At 53.0% G+C, this 22,337-nt stretch carries 20 protein-coding genes; 11 read left to right on the plus strand and 9 right to left on the minus strand.

What is annotated here, in order from left to right; all coding sequences use genetic code 11:
* Window positions 1-110: 110 nt before the first annotated feature.
* Together BJF95_RS18835 and coaD are read right to left on the minus strand one after the other, a co-directional pair.
* Complete coding sequence (locus BJF95_RS18835; RefSeq protein WP_075640938.1) at window positions 111-683, minus strand: peptidylprolyl isomerase; 573 nt, start codon at window positions 681-683, stop codon at window positions 111-113.
* Between the two features lie 27 nt (window positions 684-710).
* Complete coding sequence (gene coaD / locus BJF95_RS18840) at window positions 711-1,205, minus strand: pantetheine-phosphate adenylyltransferase (RefSeq protein WP_075640939.1); 495 nt, start codon at window positions 1,203-1,205, stop codon at window positions 711-713.
* Between the two features lie 451 nt (window positions 1,206-1,656).
* On the opposite strand from coaD, the gene BJF95_RS24140 reads away from it, so the two are divergent.
* Window positions 1,657-1,809: a hypothetical protein gene (locus tag BJF95_RS24140; protein WP_175577290.1), complete on the plus strand. Its 153-nt coding sequence runs from the start codon at window positions 1,657-1,659 to the stop codon at window positions 1,807-1,809.
* A gap of 313 nt (window positions 1,810-2,122) precedes the next feature.
* On the opposite strand, the gene gyrA is transcribed toward BJF95_RS24140, so the two are convergent.
* Entirely contained in the window at window positions 2,123-4,903 is a 2,781-nt protein-coding gene (gyrA, locus tag BJF95_RS18845; protein WP_075640940.1) for a DNA gyrase subunit A, read from the minus strand.
* A 185-nt stretch (window positions 4,904-5,088) separates the two neighbouring features.
* Between gyrA and BJF95_RS18850 the strand changes: the two genes are divergently transcribed.
* Window positions 5,089-5,718, plus strand: coding sequence for a MarC family protein (locus tag BJF95_RS18850; RefSeq protein ID WP_075640941.1), 630 nt, complete (start codon window positions 5,089-5,091; stop codon window positions 5,716-5,718).
* 81 nt (window positions 5,719-5,799) lie between these two features.
* Here the strand turns inward: BJF95_RS18850 and BJF95_RS18855 are convergent, their stop codons facing one another.
* The gene (locus BJF95_RS18855; RefSeq protein ID WP_075640942.1) at window positions 5,800-6,051 is read right to left on the minus strand and encodes a hypothetical protein; all 252 of its coding nucleotides are present in this window, start codon (window positions 6,049-6,051) and stop codon (window positions 5,800-5,802) included.
* Window positions 6,052-6,100: 49 nt separating this feature from the next.
* Window positions 6,101-6,628 (minus strand): single-stranded DNA-binding protein, encoded by a 528-nt coding sequence (locus BJF95_RS18860; RefSeq protein WP_075640943.1) that lies wholly within the window; start codon window positions 6,626-6,628, stop codon window positions 6,101-6,103.
* Between the two features lie 264 nt (window positions 6,629-6,892).
* Here BJF95_RS18860 and uvrA point away from each other — a divergent pair, with 264 nt between their 5' ends.
* Window positions 6,893-9,814: an excinuclease ABC subunit UvrA gene (uvrA, locus tag BJF95_RS18865; protein ID WP_075640944.1), complete on the plus strand. Its 2,922-nt coding sequence runs from the start codon at window positions 6,893-6,895 to the stop codon at window positions 9,812-9,814.
* Window positions 9,815-9,958: 144 nt separating this feature from the next.
* Window positions 9,959-10,762 carry a DUF72 domain-containing protein gene (locus BJF95_RS18870; protein ID WP_075640945.1) on the plus strand — a complete coding sequence of 268 codons (804 nt, stop codon included), beginning with the start codon at window positions 9,959-9,961 and terminating at the stop codon, window positions 10,760-10,762.
* Here BJF95_RS18870 and BJF95_RS18875 read toward each other — a convergent pair.
* Window positions 10,741-12,234 (minus strand): bifunctional ADP-dependent NAD(P)H-hydrate dehydratase/NAD(P)H-hydrate epimerase, encoded by a 1,494-nt coding sequence (locus BJF95_RS18875; RefSeq protein WP_075640946.1) that lies wholly within the window; start codon window positions 12,232-12,234, stop codon window positions 10,741-10,743. The two genes, BJF95_RS18870 and BJF95_RS18875, sit on opposite strands and share 22 nt — an antisense overlap.
* A gap of 337 nt (window positions 12,235-12,571) precedes the next feature.
* Here BJF95_RS18875 and BJF95_RS18880 point away from each other — a divergent pair, with 337 nt between their 5' ends.
* The 4 genes from BJF95_RS18880 (at window position 12,572) to hspQ (ending at window position 15,799) form a co-directional block, all read left to right on the plus strand.
* Window positions 12,572-12,910: a P-II family nitrogen regulator gene (locus BJF95_RS18880; protein ID WP_075640947.1), complete on the plus strand. Its 339-nt coding sequence runs from the start codon at window positions 12,572-12,574 to the stop codon at window positions 12,908-12,910.
* 60 nt (window positions 12,911-12,970) lie between these two features.
* Window positions 12,971-14,380, plus strand: a complete 1,410-nt coding sequence (gene glnA / locus BJF95_RS18885; protein ID WP_075640948.1) for a type I glutamate--ammonia ligase — start codon at window positions 12,971-12,973, stop codon at window positions 14,378-14,380.
* A gap of 85 nt (window positions 14,381-14,465) precedes the next feature.
* Window positions 14,466-15,398, plus strand: coding sequence for a DMT family transporter (locus tag BJF95_RS18890; RefSeq protein ID WP_075640949.1), 933 nt, complete (start codon window positions 14,466-14,468; stop codon window positions 15,396-15,398).
* 71 nt (window positions 15,399-15,469) lie between these two features.
* Window positions 15,470-15,799: a heat shock protein HspQ gene (gene hspQ, locus BJF95_RS18895; protein ID WP_075640950.1), complete on the plus strand. Its 330-nt coding sequence runs from the start codon at window positions 15,470-15,472 to the stop codon at window positions 15,797-15,799.
* Window positions 15,800-15,908: 109 nt separating this feature from the next.
* On the opposite strand, the gene BJF95_RS18900 is transcribed toward hspQ, so the two are convergent.
* Entirely contained in the window at window positions 15,909-16,541 is a 633-nt protein-coding gene (locus BJF95_RS18900) for an invasion associated locus B family protein (protein ID WP_075640951.1), read from the minus strand.
* A 280-nt stretch (window positions 16,542-16,821) separates the two neighbouring features.
* Between BJF95_RS18900 and BJF95_RS18905 the strand changes: the two genes are divergently transcribed.
* From BJF95_RS18905 to BJF95_RS18915, 3 genes are read left to right on the plus strand one after another with little or no spacing between them, the layout of a single operon-like run.
* Window positions 16,822-18,627 carry an extracellular solute-binding protein gene (locus tag BJF95_RS18905; protein WP_075641156.1) on the plus strand — a complete coding sequence of 602 codons (1,806 nt, stop codon included), beginning with the start codon at window positions 16,822-16,824 and terminating at the stop codon, window positions 18,625-18,627.
* 55 nt (window positions 18,628-18,682) lie between these two features.
* Window positions 18,683-19,354 (plus strand): DsbA family oxidoreductase, encoded by a 672-nt coding sequence (locus BJF95_RS18910; RefSeq protein WP_075640952.1) that lies wholly within the window; start codon window positions 18,683-18,685, stop codon window positions 19,352-19,354.
* A 59-nt stretch (window positions 19,355-19,413) separates the two neighbouring features.
* Window positions 19,414-20,346: a DMT family transporter gene (locus BJF95_RS18915; protein ID WP_075640953.1), complete on the plus strand. Its 933-nt coding sequence runs from the start codon at window positions 19,414-19,416 to the stop codon at window positions 20,344-20,346.
* A 76-nt stretch (window positions 20,347-20,422) separates the two neighbouring features.
* Here the strand turns inward: BJF95_RS18915 and BJF95_RS18920 are convergent, their stop codons facing one another.
* Both BJF95_RS18920 and BJF95_RS18925 read right to left on the minus strand, forming a co-directional pair.
* On the minus strand, window positions 20,423-20,749 hold the full coding sequence (locus BJF95_RS18920; protein ID WP_075640954.1) for an HlyU family transcriptional regulator: 327 nt from the start codon (window positions 20,747-20,749) through the stop codon (window positions 20,423-20,425).
* 231 nt (window positions 20,750-20,980) lie between these two features.
* On the minus strand, window positions 20,981-22,018 hold the full coding sequence (locus BJF95_RS18925) for a glycosyltransferase family A protein (protein ID WP_075640955.1): 1,038 nt from the start codon (window positions 22,016-22,018) through the stop codon (window positions 20,981-20,983).
* Window positions 22,019-22,337: the final 319 nt, after the last annotated feature.

Below are 22,337 nucleotides of genomic sequence, written 5' to 3' on the forward strand. Positions count from 1 at the left end.
GGCTTTTCGGGCTGATCACCCGGTTTTTGCTGCCTCTCCTTGCCATTTCGTCACACCGAAAAGCAAGACAAGGGCAGTGGAAATATTGTCATGCTGCCCAAAGGCCGCAATTATTTACGCCCCAAAGTCACCTTGATCATGCGATCGGGGCTGCTCACTTCGCCGTTGCTGCCTGCGCCGCGCTTGATCTTGTCTACAAATTCCATGCCCGACACAACCTTGCCGACCACGGTATATTGTCCATTCAGGAAGCTGCCGGGAGCGAACATGATGAAGAACTGCGAGTTGGCGGAGTTTGGGTCTTGCGACCGCGCCATGCCCACCGTGCCACGCTCAAACGGTACTTTTGAAAATTCAGCCGGAATATTAGGAAGTTTGGAGCTGCCCGTGCCTGCGCGGCTCTTATCAAAGCCCTTTTCCATATTGCCATACTGCACGTCACCGGTCTGGGCCATAAACCCGTCGATCACGCGGTGGAAAGCAACATTGTCATATTGCCCTTCCTTCACCAGCGTTTCAATCTGCGCAACATGCTTGGGTGCTACATCGGGCATAAGCTGGACGACCACGGGGCCATCTTTCAGCTGAATTGTCATATAATGATCTGTGGCCTGAGCCTTGGCCGCCGTTGTCAATGTCGACAAAGCGAGAAGACCTGCAAATGCAAAAGACAGAATTTTCATGATGGCTCCGTGATTGTGTAAAATGTCTCAGGCATTCTGCCTGGAAGTCAGCGCCTTTAAAACGGGCGCAGGTACAAAAGCGCTGACATCGCCGCCCATCGCCGCGATTTGCCGGACCAATGTGGCCGTTATGGGCCGAGATGCCGTGCCTGCGGGAATAAAAACCGTTTGAACATCCTGCGCCAACTGGCGATTCATGCCTGCAAGCTGCATTTCATAATCAAAATCCGAACCATCCCGCAGCCCACGCACCAACAAGTTTGCGCCGAATTGTCTAGCCGCATCGACCGCCAGACTATCGAACGAAACCACTGAAACATCGGCTTTTCGCGTCGGCAATGCATCGAAAAGACATTGGCGGATCAGATCGGCGCGCTCATCAAAGGTGAACATCGGCGCTTTTCCGGGATGAATACCAACCCCGACAACAACATTGGAAGCCACGTTCAGGGCCTGAACCAGCACATCAAGATGACCATTGGTCATCGGATCAAAAGAACCCGGATAAAAGGCTGTGGTCATGATGAGGCCCTGCTGTTTTATGCATGCCTTTTGTCATGGAAGCCCCAGCACTGCAAGGCTTTGTCTGAACAGGTTTGTTCATATTTATGGCGCGCTCCTCAGCGCCCGCCCCATGAACGCCACCTGAACGACGCATTCAGGCGGGCTTCAAAACAGAGCGGCTATAACAGCATCATGTTCAACCAGACAGCCAAGAGAGATTGAAATGCTTGCAGTATTTTTGATTTTCGCGGCCATCTCGGCACTTTTTATCGAAGTGTTTGTGGATTGCCTGGACGACCATCGTAAGGAGACACTCTTTCACAAGGCACACTAGATGAACGCCAGATGAACGGAGTGTTAAGGACAGCTTCAGCAGCACACTTGTAAAAAGGGTGCAATGCACAACGGAACATGATGTGGGTCTCGCCAGTTTGGCTTGAGGCTTCACGTTTCAAAAAGGATTGATTCAATGCTTGATAAAGTGACGATGATTAACTTGGTTTGGACCGCAATGATCGGCGCAATGCTTGCAACCAGCATCACCTTTCACATGAAGGATCAGAAAATGGCCTCCATGTACGGCCCACAGCTCACAGCGAGCTACGACAGCTTCAACCGCTAAGCGCGAGAGCGTGAATAGAGAGAGCCTTAAACGGCGTGAATTCGCCGCCAGTTCTCTCATTCACCATTCAGATTGATATCTTGCGTCCACAGTTTGGAATGCAGGACATAAACTCAATCGACAAAGAAATTTTTCGAAACCAGCGGTCTATGGCCGCTATTTTTTATGGCTTAAGTTTCGCATGCATATTGATTGCGTTGATTACGCGCTCATCGCAGACATAACAGTAGATCAAACAAAAAAAGCGGCCAGATCGGCCGCTTTTTTGTTTGTCTGTCAGATTCAGTTGAACCTGACAGATCCAAGACTGGTGTTAAACCTCATCGGCAGGCGGTGTCTCATCAACAACAACGCCGGGCTCAACAACCACCTCGAGCTCGTCTTCGTCACCTTCCGGCTCACTGATCCGCTCAACCGACACGACTTTCTCGTCCTTGGCGGTGTTGAAGATCGTCACGCCCTTGGTGGCGCGGCTGGCGATACGAATTCCATCCACCGGCACCCGGATCAGCTGGCCCTTATCCGAAACAAGCATGATCTGATCCTTGTCTTCCACGGGGAAGGCAGCGACCAATTGGCCAATTTCGGCGGTTTTTGACGTATCCGTGGCACGAATGCCCTTACCGCCACGACCAGACGTGCGGAAATCGTAAGATGAAGACCGCTTGCCGATACCGCGCTCGGAAATCGTCAACACGAACTGCTCGCGCGCCTTCAATTCCTGATAGCGCTCTTCCGACAGGTCGCCGACTTCACCAACCTCTTCGCCCACCAGCGCAATATCATCTTCATCAATGCCGCTGGCACGACGCTCAGAGGCAGACCTCTTGAGGTAAGCCGCGCGCTCCCAAGGCTCCGCATTCACATGCCCAACAATGGTCATCGAGATAATACGGTCGCCCGGTTGCAAAGTCACGCCGCGAACGCCAACCGAGTTACGGCCAGCAAAGACGCGCACTTCATCAACCGGGAAGCGGATCGCCTGGCCAAGCGCTGTGGTCAGCAACACATCATCATCAACCGTGCAGGTCTCAACGGAGAGAATTTCATCACCCTCTTCATCGAGTTTCATTGCAATCTTGCCATTACGATTGACCTGCACAAAATCCGACAGCTTGTTACGACGCACCGTTCCACGTGTCGTGGAGAACATCACATCGAGGTTTTCCCAGCTTGCCTCATCCTCAGGCAGCGGCATGATGGTGGTAATGCGTTCACCCGCCTCAAGCGGCAACATATTGATCAACGCCTTGCCGCGAGATTGCGGCGTGCCGATTGGCAGGCGCCAGACCTTCTCCTTATAGACAATACCACGCGACGAGAAGAACAGCACCGGTGTGTGGGTGTTGGCAACAAATAGCCGGGTAACGAAATCCTCATCCCGCGTTGCCATGCCCGAACGGCCTTTGCCACCGCGACGCTGGGCGCGATAAGTCGTCAAAGGAACGCGCTTGATATAACCCAGATGGGAAACAGTGACGACCATGTCTTCGCGGGCGATGAGATCCTCATCGTCCATGTCCGGGCCGCCTTCCATGATCTGGCTGCGGCGCGGGGTGCCAAACTCATCACGAACGGCAATCATCTCAGCCTTGACGATATCCTGAATGCGCTTACGCGACGACAAAATATCAAGGTAATCAGAGATTTCCGCGCCGATCTTGTTCAGTTCTTCGTCAATTTCGTCGCGACCCAGAGCCGTCAAACGGGCAAGACGAAGCTCCAAAATAGCACGGGCCTGCTCCTCGGACAGGTTGTACGTATAATCTTCATTGATGCGATGACGTGGATCATCAATCAATTTGATCAAGCTATCGACATCGGACGCAGGCCAACGACGTTCCATCAACTGTTCACGCGCTGTCTGCGGATCAGGAGCATTGCGGATAAGCCTGATGACTTCATCAATATTGGCAACCGCAATCGCTAGGCCAACCAGCACATGCGCGCGGTCACGCACCTTGCGCAACAGATACTTTGTTCTCCGGCTAACAACCTCCTCGCGGAAGTTGACGAAGGCACGCAGCATGTCCAGCAGCGCCAGTTGTTCTGGCTTGCCACCGTTCAACGCCACCATGTTGCAGCCAAACGAGGTCTGCAGCGGCGTATAACGATAAAGCTGATTCAGGATAACATCGGCATTGGCATCACGCTTGAGCTCGATCACCACGCGATAACCCTGACGGTCTGACTCGTCGCGCAAATCGGAAATGCCTTCGATGCGCTTGTCGCGCACCAATTCGGCCATTTTCTCGATCATCGTCGACTTGTTCACCTGATAGGGAATTTCGGTGATGATAATCTGCTCACGGTCGCCGCGCATAGGCTCAACGCGAGCAACGCCGCGCATGATCACAGAGCCGCGCCCGGTTTCATACGCCTGCTTGATGCCACTGCGGCCAAGGATCAACGCACCGGTTGGGAAATCTGGTCCAGGAATAATCTGCATCAATTCCGGCAATTCGATAGCCGGATTATCCATCAACGCAACGCAGCCGTCGATGACTTCGCTGAGATTATGTGGCGGAATATTGGTCGCCATGCCAACAGCAATGCCGCCGGCACCATTGACGAGGAGATTTGGAAACTTCGCGGGCACAACGACAGGCTCGGAAAGAGTGCCGTCATAATTGTCGCGAAAATCAACCGTTTCCTTGTCCAGATCATCCAAAAGCGAATGAGCCGCCTTCTGCAATCGGCACTCGGTGTAACGTTCAGCCGCTGGCGGGTCACCATCGACAGAGCCGAAATTGCCCTGCCCGTCAATCAGCGGCAGACGCAAGGACCAGTCCTGCGCCATACGCGCCAGCGCATCGTAAATCGCCATATTGCCGTGCGGATGGTATTTACCCATCACGTCGCCGGTAACACGAGCACATTTGACGTATTTTTTATTCCAATCGATACCAAGCTCGGACATGCCGAAAAGAATGCGGCGATGGACGGGCTTCAATCCGTCTCTCACGTCGGGCAGCGCACGGCTCACGATCACGCTCATGGCGTAATCGAGGTAGGACCGCTGCATCTCCGTCATAATCGAGATGGGTTCGATATCGGACGGCATTTTACCGCCGGGGGTGGTTTGTTCAGTCAAAACGGGTCACGCCTGTTAGAATCACTCGGCTTTTTATAGCGGAAAGCCCCTTCCCGCGCCATTTTTCTCAATGGTTTTGAACAGGCTTTTGCGGCTATGACAAGGCAATTCTTAAGCCTCGTCGCGCTATCTTGCCAAATGGGCTATATCGCAGTCTAAATGAATGTTCAAAAAGGAGAAAATCCATGGCCACCACAGAAATTCTCCTCAATGCTTTTACCACGCTGCTGGTGACGCTCGACCCACCGGGCCTGGCACCGCTGTTTTTGGGGCTTACCCGCGGCATGACACGCCAGCAGCGCAAACAGGTTGCCTTGCGCGGTTCCTTGATTGCGCTTTGTATTCTCTCAGTGTTTGCCATCTTTGGAGCCAGCATTCTTGGCGCGTTGGGAATTTCGATTGGCGCATTCCGCATCGCAGGCGGCCTGATGCTGTTTGCCATCGCTTTTGAAATGATCTTCGAGAAACGGCAGGAACGTAAAGAAAAAACATCTGAAGATGCCATCACCCGCGATCACATGCAAAATATAGCCGCTTTCCCACTCGCCCTGCCGCTGATTGCGGGCCCCGGTGCCATTTCGGCAACCATTCTGCTCGCAGGTGCCCTTCCGGGACCAGTCGAACGGTTGGGGCTTCTCGCTGTGATCGCTCTCAGCGTCAGCGTGGTGCTCATGGCAATGATTATTGCCGACCGCCTGGACCGTTTTTTAGGGGTGACGGGCCGCGCCATCCTGACACGGCTGCTGGGGGTCATTCTGGCCGCCCTGTCCGTGCAATTTGTACTGGACGGCATCAAGGCGACGTTTCAGCTATAAAGCCGACAGCCGTGGCGAGAAAGGTAGCGGACGCCAGCAATATCCAGACATTGATACTGTCTGGATATAAAAGGTTTTTCATCACCTCGCGCGCAATATCCATTTCCAGATCGTGCCACCGAAAAATCGATTGAACACGACAAAATACACCACGACCAACGCAAACATGATGAAGGCGGGCAAACCGTTCAGCTGAAAACCGTCAGGCGTTAGACCGCCGCTCAGATAGCCCACGATATAGCCCAAAACAAAGAATGACGTGAACAAGTCTAGAATAAAGGCCAGAATAATGCGCCAGTTAGCCGGCCTAGCTCTGATTTCGTTTTCTGACATTTCAGCTCAATCTCCGTGCAACGACGCTATTTTTCAATAAACCATTTTATCAAAACGGAATATCATCATCCAGATCGCGCGAGAAGCCGCCGGAAGGTGCGCTGGCACCCCGACCGGACGATGCGCCGCCACTGCGGCTTGGCGCCGAAGGTGCGGAACCATAATCGTCATAACCACCGCCGCCGCCAAAGTCATTACCGCCACGGCTTGCGCCGCCGCCTTCGCCGCGACCACCCAGCATGGTCAGTGTCGAATTGAAGCCTTGCAGTACGATTTCCGTGGAATAGCGGTCGTTGCCGGTCTGGTCCTGCCATTTGCGCGTCTGGAGTTGACCCTCAATATAAACGGTCGCGCCCTTTTTGAGATATTGCTCGGCAACTTTGCAGAGCCCCTCATTGAAAATCACCACGCTATGCCACTCGGTCTTTTCCTTACGCTCACCGCTGTTGCGGTCGCGCCAGGTCTCGGATGTGGCAATACGCAGGTTTGCAATCGGCCTGCCGTCCTGTGTGCGGCGAATTTCAGGATCTGCCCCGAGATTGCCGATCAGAATAACCTTGTTGACGCTTCCAGCCATGATACTCACCTAACTGCCGCCACGGGGCGACTTACAAAACCTAATCAAAGTTAACCTTACCCCATACAGCCCCAACAATGGCAGGGCGAAGGAATGTAATCCACAACGAAAAATGTTCTTTCTTTGTTCTAAATAATCTCTATGATCGTGTCAAGTGAATCAAAAACGGTCCATAATGACGCCGCCTGTCTCGACAGAACGTCATTGTGATCTACATAAGGGCAGCAGTCTTCCCGCTGGCTCCCTCCCAAGTCGAGTTTTGTTATGAGCGAATTGAAAACGATTTCCATCCGCGGCGCGCGCGAACACAACCTCAAGGGCGTTGACCTTGATTTGCCTCGCAACAGCCTGATCGTTATGACAGGCCTGTCCGGCTCCGGCAAATCGTCGCTCGCATTCGACACGATATACGCGGAGGGGCAGCGGCGCTATGTGGAAAGCCTCTCGGCCTACGCTCGCCAGTTTCTGGAAATGATGCAAAAGCCCGATGTGGATTTGATCGAGGGCCTGTCACCGGCCATTTCCATCGAGCAGAAAACCACGTCACGCAATCCGCGCTCGACAGTCGGCACAGTCACCGAAATTTATGACTACATGCGCTTGCTGTTTGCGCGCGTGGGCGTGCCTTATTCACCAGCCACAGGCCTGCCGATTGAGAGCCAGACAGTGAGCCAGATGGTGGATCGCGTTTTGGCCTTGGAAGAAGGTACTCGGCTTTATGTGCTGGCACCGATGATCCGTGGCCGCAAAGGTGAGTACAAAAAAGAACTCACCGAATTGATGAAAAAGGGCTTTCAGCGCGTCAAGATTGATGGCCAGTTTTATGAAATTGCCGAGGCTCCGGCTTTGGACAAAAAATACAAGCATGACATTGATGTTGTGGTGGACCGCGTGGTGGTGCGGCCCGATATGGCCGCGCGTCTGGCCGACAGTCTTGAGACCTGCCTTCGACTGGCAGATGGTCTGGCTGTGGCCGAATTCGCCGACAAACCATTACCGCCCGAAGAAACGGCGGCAGGTGGCTCCGCCAACAAATCGCTGAATGAAACCCATGAACGTGTTTTGTTTTCAGAAAAATTCGCCTGCCCGGTTTCTGGTTTTACCATTTCGGAAATCGAGCCTCGCCTGTTTTCGTTCAACAATCCTTTCGGTGCCTGCCCGTCTTGCGACGGACTGGGTTTTCAGCAGAAAATTGACGAATCCCTGATCATCCCGGAAGTCGACAAGCGTTTGAAAGAAGGCGCGATTGCCCCTTGGGCCAAGTCAACCTCCCCCTATTATGAGCAAACGCTGGAAGGACTTGGCAAGGTCTATAACTTCAAGCTTTCCAGCAAGTGGTCGGATTTGAGCGCAAGCGCGCAGAAAGTCATTCTGCACGGCACAGACGAAAAAATTACCTTCACCTATGCCGACGGCGAAAAATCTTACACAACAACCAAGACGTTCGAAGGCATCATACCCAATCTGGAGCGGCGCTGGAAGGAAACAGACAGCGCTTGGGCGCGCGAAGAGATTGAGCGGTATATGGCGGCGGCCCCCTGCCCGGCGTGCCATGGATTTCGCTTGAAGCCTGAGGCTTTGGCCGTCAAGATCAATGGTCTGCACATCGGTCAGGTGACTGAAATGTCCATCCGCGTGGCTGGGAGCTGGTTTGAAGCTTTGCCTGCTTTGCTGAGCGACAAGCAAAATGAAATTGCTCAGCGGATTTTGAAAGAAATTCGAGAGCGTCTGACCTTCCTCAATGACGTAGGGCTTGATTATTTGAGCCTGTCGCGCAATTCCGGCACCCTATCGGGTGGTGAAAGCCAGCGAATCCGCCTTGCATCGCAAATCGGTTCCGGTTTGACGGGCGTTCTTTACGTGCTGGATGAACCTTCCATCGGCCTGCACCAACGCGACAATGCCCGCCTTTTGGAGACGCTCAAGCATCTGCGCGACATTGGCAATACCGTGATCGTGGTCGAGCATGACGAAGATGCCATTCTGGCCGCTGATTACGTCGTCGATATCGGGCCGGCTGCCGGTATTCATGGTGGCGAGGTGATCGCCAAAGGAACGCCTCAGGACATTATGGCGCATCCCAAGTCGCTCACCGGCAAATATCTGACCGGCGAACTCGGTGTGCATGTGCCCAACAGCCGACGCAAGCCCAAAAAAGGCCAACAGATTAAGGTGGTAGGCGCACGTGGCAATAACCTGAAAAACGTCACCGCCGCCATTCCGCTTGGCGTGTTCACAGCCGTCACGGGCGTATCTGGCGGGGGTAAATCCACCTTCCTGATCGAAACACTGTATAAGTCTGCAGCCCGCCGGGTGATGGGGGCGCGTGAAAACCCTGCAGAACATGACCGCATCGAAGGCCTGGAATTTGTGGACAAGGTGATTGATATCGACCAATCACCGATTGGCCGCACGCCGCGCTCCAATCCTGCCACCTATACCGGTGCCTTCACGCCGATCCGTGATTGGTTCTCTGGCCTGCCGGAGGCGAAAGCGCGGGGCTATCAGCCAGGACGTTTCTCATTCAACGTCAAGGGTGGGCGGTGCGAGGCGTGTCAGGGCGATGGCGTTATCAAGATCGAGATGCACTTTCTGCCGGATGTCTATGTGACCTGCGATGTGTGCCACGGCAAACGCTATAACCGCGAAACACTGGATGTCACCTTCAAGGGCAAATCCATTGCTGACGTGCTGGATATGACCGTGGAAGAAGGCGTTGCCTTCTTTGATGCCGTTCCGGCTGTGCGGGATAAATTGAAGGGCCTTTTCGATGTGGGGCTTGGCTATATCAAGGTGGGCCAGCAGGCCAATACGCTCTCGGGTGGTGAAGCCCAGCGCGTGAAACTGGCCAAAGAGCTTTCGAAAAAATCGACCGGCCGCACCCTCTATATTCTCGATGAACCAACCACCGGCCTGCATTTCCACGACGTCGCAAAACTGTTGGAAATGTTACAGGAACTGGTCAATCAGGGCAATTCCGTGGTGGTTATCGAGCACAATCTCGAAGTCATCAAGACAGCGGATTACATCATCGATTTTGGCCCCGAAGGCGGTGACGGCGGCGGGCAGATCGTGGCCCAAGGCACGCCGGAGGAGATTGTGAAAATCGATGCATCTTATACCGGCCACTTCCTTAAAGAGCTGCTTGAGCGCCGTCCGATGAAGAAGACCGAAGCTGCGGAATAAAGCGTGGACTGTAAAGTGTGAGAGCCGCTTATGGGTGATCACCGTGAGGACGGTCAAACATGTATAACCGTGCCGCCATTCGTGGTCGGCACTCTTCCCTGTGCATCATTTGAGTGGGGCTGGATGTGAGAAGGGCTAACAACCATGAGCGCTGGTAAAATACGAACAGGAATTGGCGGCTGGACCTTTGAGCCATGGGAAGGCAAGTTTTACCCGGAGAAACTGGCGAAGAAGCGGCAGCTGGAATATGCCAGTCGCCAGCTCACGGCGATAGAAGTCAACGGTACCTATTACTCCAGTCAGAAGCCCGCGACCTTTGCGAAATGGGCCTCTGAAGTGCCCAAGGATTTTGTGTTTTCCTTGAAGGCCAGTCGCTATTGCACCAACCGTAAGGTGCTGGCCGAGGCTGGACCTTCGATCGAAAAGTTTCTGGGCCAGGGCATTGCCGAGCTTGGACCCCATCTTGGGCCGATTCTCTGGCAATTCATGGGGACCAAGAAATTTGAGCCTGATGATTTCGAGGCATTTTTAGCGCAACTGCCAAAAACGCTGGATGGCCTACCCCTTCGTCATGTGGTGGAGCCGCGTCACGTCAGTTTTCAGGTGCCTGAATTTATTGACATGTTGGCCCGCCATAACATTGCAGCCGTTTGCGCCGACCATCACGATTATCCGATGTTTGCCGACGTGACAGCCGATTTTGTCTATGCACGCCTGCAAAAAGGTGAAGACGAAACAGTGACTTGCTACCCGGAAGACCAAATCGATGATTGGGCAAAACGATTCAAGGCCTATGCGGCGGGCGATGTGCCTGAGGATTTGTCCTTGATTGCCAGCGGGCGGAGTGCGGCGAAAGAACCGAGAGACGTTTTTGCCTTCTTTATCACCGGCGGGAAAGTGAATGCGCCGGAAGGTGCCCGAAGACTTCAAAAAGCCGTTTCCATCTGAAGCGGGCGAACGGCTGCCGCCAGATCTTCAGCCGTCAGCCCTTCGCCAACGCGCAAAGCCGCCTCGCCGTGCATATAAACACCGGCGGCTGCCGCCTCAAAAGCTGGCATGCCTTGCGCCAGCAAGCCACCAATAATGCCTGCTAAAACATCGCCTGAGCCTGCTGTTGCCAGCCATGGCGGGGCATTTTCATTGATGAAGGCACGTCCATCTGGACTGGCGATGACGGTGTCAGCCCCCTTATAGACCACAATCGCATTGGCGCGTTTGGCGGCAGCCAGCGCTTTTTGCACTTTGCCAAGCGCTGGTTCGTTGGCAAGGTCGGGAAAAAGCCGGGTAAACTCGCCCTCGTGAGGGGTCATAACCAGATGTGTTGGGGCATTCTTTGCAAAATGCTCGAACAGATCCTCGGGCTTTTCATGGAAAGAGGAAATGCCGTCCGCATCCAGCACCAGTTTGCGATCACTCAAGGCGAGCGTAAACGCGCGCGCCTTCTCACCAACGCCAAATCCCGGACCGAGCACAAAAGCGCTCATCCGCTTGTCCTTCAAATATTCATGCAGCGCAGGCAGATCATCGACCTCTTTGACCATCACCGCCGTCGTTTGTGCAGAATTCACGCACAATGCCTCGGTGGGCGTTGCGAGTGTGACCAAGCCCACCCCCGCCTTCAATCCCGCCATTGCAGAGAGGCGGGCAGCACCGGTCGCACTCATCGGCCCGGAGAAGACAGTCAGGTGGCCACGGGTAAATTTATAGGCCGCACCGGTTAATTTCGGCAGAGAACCACCCCAGATCCCGGGTGTGTTGATCGCAACATCGCCTCTATGGGCATCGAGAATGCGGCCGGGAATGCCGATATCGAAAACCTCAACGGTTCCACAGAGCGCCCTTCCCGGCATCAGCAGATGGCCCGGCTTGCGCGCCATGAAGGTCACTGTGTGGCATGCCTGCATCGCCACAGGTCTTGGCTGCCCCGTCAATCCATCCAGACCTGAGGGTAAATCGACCGCGATGACCGGCACAGACGCCGCATTGATCCGCTCAATGACCTCCACAACAGGCTGATCCAAAACTCGCCCGAGGCCTGCGCCAAACAGCGCATCAATCACCAGATCACCGGAGCACGGCCCATATTCGGCAAAAGGACGCACCTTGCCGCGATAAGCCAGAAAAGCTGCACTGGCATCCCCTTTCAAGAGAGCCGGATCACCCAGATGAAACACATGCACGTCCACACCGGACAGGCGCAACGCCTCGGCGGCAATGTAGCCGTCGCCACCGTTATTGCCGGGTCCGCACAGCACCGCCATTCGCACAGCTTCGGGAAAAAGCCGCAGTGCGGCAGCACACACAGCCTGCCCCGCCTTTTGCATAAGCCCAAAACTGTCAATGCCAGAACGCGCGGCATCTCTGTCCACGGCTGCCATGGCCGCAGGGGTAATCAAATGATAAAATGAGCGCTGTTTCATGCCCCCATTAGAGGGCAAAGCAACGATGCAAAGCAAGTCTTAAAAAAAGCGGCAAAAAGATCAAAATTTATGCATTTGCATTTTTAATGCGCTATTTATTGTGCATTATTTTTGCGCATCCTGCTTCCTGCGCGAAAAGATCGATCTTTTTAATAGTCACACATTTTAGAGACTTACCTCTGGTGTTTTGCCGTGCTTTAGGCAAGACTGTGCCTGCAATGCGCGTGGTTTTCTGTTTTCTTCGCAATAAGTGAACAAAATTGGCACGGAAAGTGCATCAACGCAGGGCAAACAGGGCAAACCTGCATCAATGAGGGAAGCGGAGATACATTTTCTCATGAAAAAGATCGAAGCGATCATAAAGCCTTTCAAGCTGGACGAAGTGAAGGAAGCTCTTCAGGAAGTTGGCTTGCAGGGTATAACGGTCACCGAAGCCAAAGGGTTTGGACGCCAAAAAGGCCATACCGAGCTCTATCGTGGCGCTGAATACGTCGTGGACTTCCTGCCGAAGGTAAAGGTTGAAGTTGTTTTGGCCGACGAAAATGTGGATGCGGTGATCGAAGCAATTCGCAACGCTGCGCAAACAGGCCGCATTGGCGATGGCAAAATTTTCGTATCCAATATCGAAGAGGTCGTCCGGATTCGTACAGGCGAGACCGGTATCGACGCTATATAACGGCGGCTGGGCACAGGGAGGCCCCGCCGTAAATCGTCATCCAATTGAGGACTATAATAAATGACGACCGCACAAGATATTTTGAAGCAAATCAAAGACAATGACGTCAAGTTCGTTGATCTTCGCTTTACCGACCCAAAGGGTAAACTCCAGCACGTCACCATGGATGTCGTCTGTGTTGACGAAGACATGTTTGCCGATGGCGTGATGTTTGACGGTTCATCCATCGGTGGATGGAAGGCAATCAACGAATCAGACATGGTGTTGATGCCAGACGTCGATACGGTTCATATGGACCCGTTTTTCGCGCAGTCCACCATGGTTATCCTCTGCGATATTCTCGATCCGGTTTCGGGCGAAGCCTACAGCCGCGATCCGCGCGGTACAGCCAAGAAGGCTGAAGCCTACCTGAAGGCATCCGGCATCGGCGACACCGTTTTTGTTGGCCCAGAAGCTGAATTCTTCATTTTTGACGATGTGAAGTATAAGGCCGATCCATACAACACAGGCTTCAAACTGGATTCGACCGAGCTGCCATCCAACGATGACACTGATTACGAGACCGGCAATCTTGGCCACCGTCCACGCGTCAAGGGCGGCTATTTCCCGGTTCCGCCAATCGACAGCTGCCAGGACATGCGCTCCGAAATGCTGACCGTGCTGTCCGAAATGGGCGTCACGGTTGAAAAGCACCACCATGAAGTGGCTGCCGCCCAGCACGAACTTGGTATCAAGTTTGATACGCTGGTGCGCAATGCCGACAAGATGCAGATCTATAAGTATGTGGTGCATCAGGTTGCCAACGCTTATGGCAAAACGGCCACCTTCATGCCAAAGCCAATTTTTGGCGATAACGGCTCGGGCATGCACGTTCACCAGTCGATCTGGAAAGATGGCAAGCCAACCTTCGCAGGCGATGAATATGCCGGCCTGTCGGAAAGCTGCCTCTATTACATCGGCGGCATTATCAAGCATGCCAAGGCGCTGAACGCTTTCACCAACCCCTCCACAAACTCTTACAAGCGTTTGGTACCGGGTTATGAAGCACCTGTGCTGCTGGCCTATTCAGCCCGCAACCGCTCTGCCTCTTGCCGTATTCCTTATGGCAACAATCCGAAGGCAAAGCGCGTTGAAGTGCGCTTCCCCGACGCAACTGCCAATCCTTACCTCGCTTTTGCGGCCATGCTGATGGCTGGTCTTGATGGCATCAAGAACAAGATCCATCCCGGCAAGGCCATGGATAAGGATCTCTATGATCTGCCACCAAAGGAACTCAAGAAGATCCCAACCGTTTGCGCATCGCTGCGTGAAGCGCTGGATAGCCTCGACAAGGATCGCAAGTTCCTGACAGCCGGTGGCGTGTTTGATGACGATCAGATCGATGCCTTCATCGACCTGAAGATGCAGGAAGTCATGCGCTATGAAATGACCCCGCATCCCGTAGAATTCGATATGTACTACTCGATTTGATCAGACGGACATTCCAACGCAATCAACCGGCGGCCATACCGCCGGTTTTTTTATTCATATCAGAAAATTAACGGATTTATTTAATATGCAGGATGAGAAAAAGAGACCCATCACTTTCGACTGGATTCTGTTTTTTGCAGCGCCCTGCCTGTTCTCATCCAATCTCATTTTCGGCCGTGGTATTCAGGGCGAGATTGGGCCTTTTATCACCGCCTTTATCCGTTGGGCTGGGGCGCTGCTGCTGATTGCGCCGCTGATCTACCAAGACCGCCGCGCATGCCTTGCCTTCATTCGCCACCATACGCTGCTTTGGCTGATGCTTGGCATTCTGGGCATGGGCATTTGTGGGGGCTTCGTTTATTGGGCGCTGACGGTAACCACCGCATCAAACGCAACCCTGATTTACACCACATCATCCCTGTTTATCATTCTGTTTCAATGGATGTTTCAGGGTCGCCGATTGATCGTTCGGGAGATTTTAGGAATGATGATCGCGTTTACCGGCGTGGCAGTCATTGTTCTTAAAGGCGATGTTGGCGCACTTCGCCACCTGCACTTTAATATCGGCGACCTGGGCATGTTAGCAGCGGCCATTGCCTTCGCGGTCTATTCCATGCTGCTGCGCCATCCCGCCGTATCAACCGTTGCACCCTTCTCGCTTTTCGGCTTGCTGGCATTGTCAGGTGCTCTGGTCTTGCTGCCTCCCGCCCTTATTGAAGTGGCCCAAGGGGGGCTGTTACCAACCACAGGGACCTCCTATATCAAACTTGCGGGCATCATTGTCTTTGCTTCCATCATGGCATTTTACAGCTTCCAGCATTCTGTTCGGGTGTTTGGTCCGGCCATGGCGGGCACAACGCTCTATCTCATGCCACCCGTCTCCATTATCATGGCGGTTCTGTTTCTTGGTGAGAGATTTGAGTCCTATCATGCAGTGGGTATTGCCCTGGTCATGGCAGGCGTTATCTTGGCCACAGCACCCATCACTGTTTTCAAATCGAAAAAAACAGTTTTATGACAAACATTGATCAAAGGTCTTGATGTTTGCCATCTTCTCTCCCAAATATTGAGGGGAAAGGAAACCAAGCCATGAAAGAACGTAGCGCTAAATTTGGCATCGGTGACATTGTCCGCCACAAGATTTTTCCGTTTCGCGGCGTTGTTTTTGATGTCGACCCAGAGTTTTCCAACACTGATGAATGGTGGGAGTCTATTCCGGCTGAAATTCGGCCTGTGAAAGACCAACCATTCTACCATCTTTTGGCCGAGAATGACGAAACAGAATATGTTGCTTACGTCTCGGAACAAAATCTGGAGCAGGATGAAAGCGGTAAGCCGCTTAGAAATCCCCATATTCAGGCGATTTTTGTCGAAGAACAATCGGGGCATTTCAAGCCGCGCGCAAATTTCGCGCATTAAGGTGATGTAGAGAACCGACTCCCATTTTCGGTTCCATGCCGTCACCCTTCGCTGAAATAGCATAAAAAAGGCCCGGAAAACCGGGCCTTTTTCTGTAGAATAATAAGAGTTATTTGCTCTGCTTGGCGGCCTTTTGCGCGTCTTCCAGAGCCTTCTGGGCTTCTGCATTCTTTTTCTGCATGGCTTCTTCGAGCAAACGCTGACGCTCTTGCGCCTGAGACTGCGTGATGGCCTTGCCATCGTAAGAGCCGGTGAAACCTTCAAGCGAGATCTTGATTGGGTTTGGTACACGGCGGAAGTTGATGGACGTGAACACAACTTCGTGACCCTTCTTGAGGGCAGCAATCATTGCATCCGTCATTGGAACTTCAGCTGTGCAACGGTCTGCAAAACATACAGCGTAATCGAGCTTTTGGCCCTTGCCGCCGTCGATCTGCATCATCACGCCCGGAGGAATCAAACGAGCAGACGGCACGGACACCTGCATCAATTTGCGGCTGACCTTACCTTCAACGGTGATCAGGCCTACAGCAATCACCATCTGGCGGTTCTGGGCCAACTGGATGTTTTGCACAGAGCAAATATCATTGTCTTCCTGCTTGGAGCAGGTCTTGAACCAGCCCTGCGGCGGCAAACCACCGTCACCAGCGGCCTCTTGAGCGAAAGATACGCCTGCAAAGCCTGCTGTGAATACGGACGCGGCGATGACCGCACGCGCAGTCTTGGTTGCTTTAAACATCATAACGAGATCCGTCTCCTGAAATCTTTGTCGAACCGCAGCTCAGACCCGATTAGCTCGGTCCATTTACGCATCACCTGGGTTTCAATTGAGGCAAATAGATGACCTGTGCTTTCTGGCCAATCTGTTAGCGCGCATTGCTACAAATTTCCAGTGCTTCTTGGCCATTAAATGACATATGCCCGAATTCTCGCAATAGCGATTGGATTTCCACCAGTTCGTGATATTTTGCCGCGAATTCCAGAATATTGATTTGAGAGGAAATGGTGTGCGGCACCTTTTGTTGACCCTACTGGTCCTGCCGTTTTGCGGTATTTTCACGCCCTCAGTTGTGAAAGCGTCACCGGTCTACGGCATTTCCATGCATGGCCAACCAGCCCTGCCAGCCAATTATCAGCATTTTCCCTATGTGAACCCCGAGGTCAAAAAGGGTGGCAAGATTGCCTATGGCGTGGTGGGAACGTTTGATAGCCTTAATCCCTTTGTTATCAAAGGCATGCGCACCACAGCTCGCGGCATTTGGGACCCAGAATACGGCAATTTATTCTATGAAACGCTGATGACGCGCTCGGCTGCCGAGCCTTTCTCACTCTATGGTCTGCTGGCAGAAAGTGTGGAGTGGGATGATGCCCGCAGCTTCATTCAATTCAATCTCAATCCGAAGGCAAAATGGCAGGACGGCCAGCCGGTGACACCGGAAGATGTGATCTTTTCCTTCCAGATTTTGCAGCAAAAGGGCCGCCCACCCTTTAACAAGCGGCTGGATACTGTTTCCAAAATGGAAAAGGTCGGCGAGCACAGCGTGCGCTTTACCTTCAACGACAAGGCTGATCGCGAAACACCGCTGATCATTGCCGCTTCCACGCCGATTTTGCCGAAACACGCCATCAACCCGGACAAATTTGAAGAAAGCTCACTCACAACCCCGGTGGGTTCCGGGCCTTACAAGATCAAGGAGATTCGCCCCGGTGAGCGAATCACTTACGAGCGAGATCCGAATTATTGGGGCAAAGACATTCCCGCCAAAGTCGGCTTCGACAATTATGACGAGATCAGCATCACCTATTTCCTGCAAGACAGCACGCTGTTCGAGGCCTTCAAAAAAGGTGAGGTCGATATCTATCCCGATGGTGACACCAGCCATTGGACGCGTTCTTATAATTTCCCGGCCGCCAATTCTGGCGATGTGCAGCGCGACACATTCACACCCCAGCTCCCCACAGGCATGCTTGGATTTGTGTTCAACACCCGCCGCCACACATTTGCCGATGTGAAAGTGCGCGAAGCGCTGACCTTGGCATTCGACTTTGAATGGGTGAACAAGAACCTCTATGGCAACGCCTTCAAGAGAACAGAAAGCTATTGGCAGAACTCGGCTCTTGGCGCTTTTGGCCATGCCGCCGATGATCGCGAATTGAGCATTTTGGGTGCTGCCAAAGATAAGATTGCCCCGGAAATTCTGGCTGGAACCTATACCCTGCCGATCTCGGACGGCTCTGGTGCCGACCGCAATGTGCTGCGTCAGGCTGTTGCTTTGCTCAGTCAGGCTGGCTACTCCATCAACGATGGCAGAATGGTTGATGCCTCGGGCAAGCCCCTTTCTTTCGAAGTCATGACCCAAAATGATGGACAGGAAAAAATGGCTTTGGCCTATCAGCGCACGTTGCGGCTGATTGGAATCAATATGACCATCCGCACCGTGGATGATGCGCAATATCAGGCGCGTTCGAACAGCTTCGACTATGACATGATCGTCAAGTCCTACCCCTCTTCGCTCTCGCCGGGCGCTGAGCAGTTCAATCGCTGGGGCTCGGCCTCACGCGACCAGCAGGGCAGCTTCAATTACGCGGGCGTTGCCAACGCTGATATCGACCGGATTCTTAAAGATATTGTTGATGCCAAAGGCCTGGAAGATTTTCAGGCCTCGGTGCGCGCTCTTGATCGGCTTTTGGTGGCAGGGCATTATGTGGTGCCACTCTACTATAGTAACGAACAACGGCTGGCCCGCTGGAAGCGGATCAGCAGGCCAGATCAGGTGCCCCTGCAGGGCTACCAACTTCCCACATGGTGGGATGCACGCGCTCAATAATCCGAGCAGACTTTTTTGAAGGGCCTAAGCCCCACTCCCAACAGGAGCGTAATCTATGCAACGTATTACTATTGATCTCGTATCTGACGTCGTGTGCCCATGGTGCTACGTCGGAAAGGCCCGTCTGGAACTGGCCATTGCCGAAGTGCAGGACGAAGTCGGCATTGATATCAATTGGCGTCCCTATCAGCTCAATCCCGATTACCCGCCAGAAGGCGTTGACCAGCAGGTGGAGCTGGCGAAGAAACTTGGCGGCAAAGAAAATATGGATCGTGGCCATGCGCAGCTCTCGGCCATGGGCAAGGAGATCGGCATCAATTTCGATTTCGACGCCATCAAAATCGGTCCTAATACGCTTGATGCCCACCGCCTCATCCACTGGGCAGGTGTAGAAAGCCGCGACATACAGGACAAGGTGGTCTCGGCTCTGTTCAAGGCCAATTTTGAGCAGGGGCGCAATATTGGTGATCATGCGGTTCTGGTGGAGATTGCCAAAGAGGCCGGTCTGGATGGTGCGCTGATCGAACGCCTGCTTGCCAGTGATTCGGACCGAGATATGGTGTTGAGCGAAATCGAAGCCGCCAAGGACATGGGCGTTAACGGCGTGCCATTTTTCATCATCGACCAGAAATATGCCGTCAGCGGTGCACAGCCGCAAGATGTGCTGGCCAATGCGTTTCGCGAAATCGCCGCCGAGAAAGCCGCGGAACAAAGCAAACTGAATTGACCTAAGGCAAGATCAGCCATAATCACTGTTCGTCTCCCTCCCCCAGGACAAGCCGAATCGTGACATCTGATAAAACTTCGCGCGGGATTTTTCTCGCTTTTGCGGCGTTTGCCGCCTATGCCTTCAGCGATGCTTCTGTGAAGCTCGTTGAAGGCCGGGTCAGCCCGTTTGAGTCTGCCTTCTTCGGCTCACTTTTTGGCATGCTGGCCCTGCCATTTTTGCTCAAAAAAGGCGACAAAATCACCGACATCGTCAAAACAAACGCGCGAGGGCTTTGGCTGACGCGGTTTGTGGCCTCTGGCACCAGCGCCATTGGTGCGGTGACCGCCTTTACGCATCTTTCCATGGCTGAGGCTTTCTGCCTCATCTTCCTGCTGCCGTCTTTCGTCACCATTATGTCAGTGATTTTCTTGAAGGAGCAGGTCGGAATCCGCCGCTGGAGCGCGGTCATCATCGGCTTCATTGGTGTGATGATCGTGCTTCGCCCCGGATTTCGCGAGCTTTCCGTCGGCCATCTTGGTGCCGTGATTGGCGGACTTGGCGGCGCGGTCAGCATCGTCATTTATCGCGCCGTTGGTCCGCGCGAAAAAGGTGTTTCGCTCTACGGTGCAGGCGCGCTTGGCACCATTACCATCTCGGGAATTTGCATGCTGCACAGCTTTACCTGGCCGCAAGGCACAGATTGGCTGCTTTTGATGAGCTATGGTTTGCTTGCCGCACTGGCAACCGTGTTGATGATGTTTGCGACAAAATCTGCGCCAGCGGCCGTGCTGGGTCCAACACAATATAGCCAGATGCTGTGGGCAATCTTGCTTGGCTATCTGGTCTTCGGGGATAAGGTTGATATTCCGATCATTCTCGGTAGCCTGCTGATTATCGGCTCCGGCCTGATAACCCTGTCACGCGAGAAAACCCGTGGCGTGCCGCTGCCGCCATCTGTGGCTTCAGGGCCACAAGCCAGCCTGTCAACGACAGAAGACAATCTGGATTAAGCAAGCCCTCCTGCCCCAAAAAAAGCCACCGCTTTAAGGGCCCCAATGAAAAGCCGCCCCGTTAAGGGGCGGGATTTTACGTGCTGCGTGTTTTCTCGCCATCGGCAAACAGCGCCGGTCCATTCTGATCAATAATCATTTTTGCCTTGCGCAAGGTGCAATCCTGCGCATCCTCTTTTGAGGTAAACAGATCGGCGCGAATGAATGTACGGGTCAGGATTTCGCCATTCACGTCCTTTTCGATGCGCCCCGCCAGCCGCAATTGGTTGCCCTCACGCAAAGGCTCAACATAGATGCGGCAGTCGCCGTGCAAAACCGGCTCAGAGGGCTGTGCCTGTTTTTCTTCAGAACCGGACGATGCGCCCGAAAATGCCGAGAGAAGCTTTTTAAAAAATGCAGCCATTAGATACGCCTCATGCCTGTCACAGCACAATTTTAAACGCCACTTCAGCGCCTGCAATTTGCCACAACGTTACGCCGATCACACATCACTTCACCATGGGCGGCTCAACTGATCGTGCAACATCAAAACCAGACTTGGTTTTGGCCAGACATGCACGATAAATCAAGAGCAAAACCAACGTTTGTTGAAGAACATCGCCAGCACCGGGCTGTATCATAACACGTTAAGGAATCATGCCGTGGCATTTTCAGCGTCGAGCGATTTCACTGCCGTCTCGTCGGTCATCAAACGGCGATTGCGCAAAAAGAAGCTCAAACTCCTTGGTATGCGCATGAAAAAACCGGGGTAGGCAAAGCCAAGACGCGCCAAGACCTTCAAATCCGGCAGAAAGCCTTTGGCCACGCCACGCAGCAATGCGTATATGTAAGCACCCTCGTAGAGCTTTTGGCGAAACAAGACTGTCGGCTTGTCTGCCATCAGAATAATCGGCGTGTCCTTCAAGTAATTATATTGAAGCGCCAGACATCCCTGAATAGCCACGGACTTCGGGCTATCCCACGAGACATTCGACCAATAGAGATTAACACCTTCAAGGCAGCTGACATTGATCCTTGGATCAATCACCGTGTCGTTGAACAGGCAAAGCTCGATCCAGAAAACATGGTCTTCGCCCGCACTTCGCAACTGGCCATTGAAGCGCAAATCTGCATTTTTCTTGTAGCGATAAACCACTGTGGACGTCTGTGGCGGGCATTCGCGGATCATCACCTCAGCCATCTCGCCCTTGCGGACCGCATGATAGCCGTCTTTGGCGATCGAGCTGCTGTTTTCTGCAAGCGCCCGCCGTGTCAGCGGTAAGCCCACGAAATAATCGGGGTAATGTTTGCCACGCACGTGGTTACAGAAGAAGAAATCGCCATGTTCCAGTCCATTCAGCGCCCGCTCAAGATGATCGTCATGCCAAACATCATCCGAATCGAGAAAGGCAACGTAGTCGACAGGCGTTGATTCCAGAAAATCCAGCGCCATGTTGCGCGCTTCCCCGGGGCCGCCATTTGATTTTTCCAAAAGCGTCAGAAAAAATGCCACGCCGGGGTCAAAATCCGCCAGTTCCTGTTTTGTCGAGATCGGCGAACTGTCATCTACAATGATCACGCGCAAATCCAGGTTGCGATTAACCTTTTGTGCCTTCACGGACTCGAGCGCCCGGCAAAGAATGCCACGTTCCTTTTGAAAGAACGGAATGATGACGGCAACCTTGATATTCATCGACACACCTCATGTTGCCTGCAGGGCACAGAAACTCCGCCCGAGAGAAACGCAGGTTTGATCCGTTCAGCTCAGATTTGACGCTGTCACACGGCTGTGGCCCAGTGAATACTTAAATTAATTAAAATTTAACCATATTCAAGAACGAATATCGTATAAACGATTTAAAATGACAATTATTCGTTCTGTTGCATGAAATAATGTTGAAATGAATCACAATAGTTTCATCTTGATACATCCGTATCACAATCAGAATCCCAAATTGATACAACAATATAACTCTAAATTACATAATAAATTAAATACAACCACTTTGAAT

This window comes from Rhizobium oryziradicis (genome assembly GCF_001939045.1).
In the GTDB taxonomy this organism is placed as follows: domain Bacteria; phylum Pseudomonadota; class Alphaproteobacteria; order Rhizobiales; family Rhizobiaceae; genus Allorhizobium; species Allorhizobium oryziradicis.

What these genes read in the sequence shown, in the direction of transcription:
- BJF95_RS18835 (WP_075640938.1), bottom strand. Translation starts at nt 683, where the DNA reads ATGAAAATTCTGTCTTTTGCATTTGCAGGTCTTCTCGCTTTGTCGACA.
- coaD (WP_075640939.1), bottom strand. Translation starts at nt 1,205, where the DNA reads ATGACCACAGCCTTTTATCCGGGTTCTTTTGATCCGATGACCAATGGT.
- BJF95_RS24140 (WP_175577290.1), top strand. Translation starts at nt 1,657, where the DNA reads ATGCTTGATAAAGTGACGATGATTAACTTGGTTTGGACCGCAATGATC.
- BJF95_RS18850 (WP_075640941.1), top strand. Translation starts at nt 5,089, where the DNA reads ATGGCCACCACAGAAATTCTCCTCAATGCTTTTACCACGCTGCTGGTG.
- BJF95_RS18855 (WP_075640942.1), bottom strand. Translation starts at nt 6,051, where the DNA reads ATGTCAGAAAACGAAATCAGAGCTAGGCCGGCTAACTGGCGCATTATT.
- BJF95_RS18860 (WP_075640943.1), bottom strand. Translation starts at nt 6,628, where the DNA reads ATGGCTGGAAGCGTCAACAAGGTTATTCTGATCGGCAATCTCGGGGCA.
- uvrA (WP_075640944.1), top strand. Translation starts at nt 6,893, where the DNA reads ATGAGCGAATTGAAAACGATTTCCATCCGCGGCGCGCGCGAACACAAC.
- BJF95_RS18870 (WP_075640945.1), top strand. Translation starts at nt 9,959, where the DNA reads ATGAGCGCTGGTAAAATACGAACAGGAATTGGCGGCTGGACCTTTGAG.
- BJF95_RS18875 (WP_075640946.1), bottom strand. Translation starts at nt 12,234, where the DNA reads ATGAAACAGCGCTCATTTTATCATTTGATTACCCCTGCGGCCATGGCA.
- BJF95_RS18880 (WP_075640947.1), top strand. Translation starts at nt 12,572, where the DNA reads ATGAAAAAGATCGAAGCGATCATAAAGCCTTTCAAGCTGGACGAAGTG.
- glnA (WP_075640948.1), top strand. Translation starts at nt 12,971, where the DNA reads ATGACGACCGCACAAGATATTTTGAAGCAAATCAAAGACAATGACGTC.
- BJF95_RS18890 (WP_075640949.1), top strand. Translation starts at nt 14,466, where the DNA reads ATGCAGGATGAGAAAAAGAGACCCATCACTTTCGACTGGATTCTGTTT.
- hspQ (WP_075640950.1), top strand. Translation starts at nt 15,470, where the DNA reads ATGAAAGAACGTAGCGCTAAATTTGGCATCGGTGACATTGTCCGCCAC.
- BJF95_RS18900 (WP_075640951.1), bottom strand. Translation starts at nt 16,541, where the DNA reads ATGATGTTTAAAGCAACCAAGACTGCGCGTGCGGTCATCGCCGCGTCC.
- BJF95_RS18910 (WP_075640952.1), top strand. Translation starts at nt 18,683, where the DNA reads ATGCAACGTATTACTATTGATCTCGTATCTGACGTCGTGTGCCCATGG.
- BJF95_RS18920 (WP_075640954.1), bottom strand. Translation starts at nt 20,749, where the DNA reads ATGGCTGCATTTTTTAAAAAGCTTCTCTCGGCATTTTCGGGCGCATCG.
- BJF95_RS18925 (WP_075640955.1), bottom strand. Translation starts at nt 22,018, where the DNA reads ATGAATATCAAGGTTGCCGTCATCATTCCGTTCTTTCAAAAGGAACGT.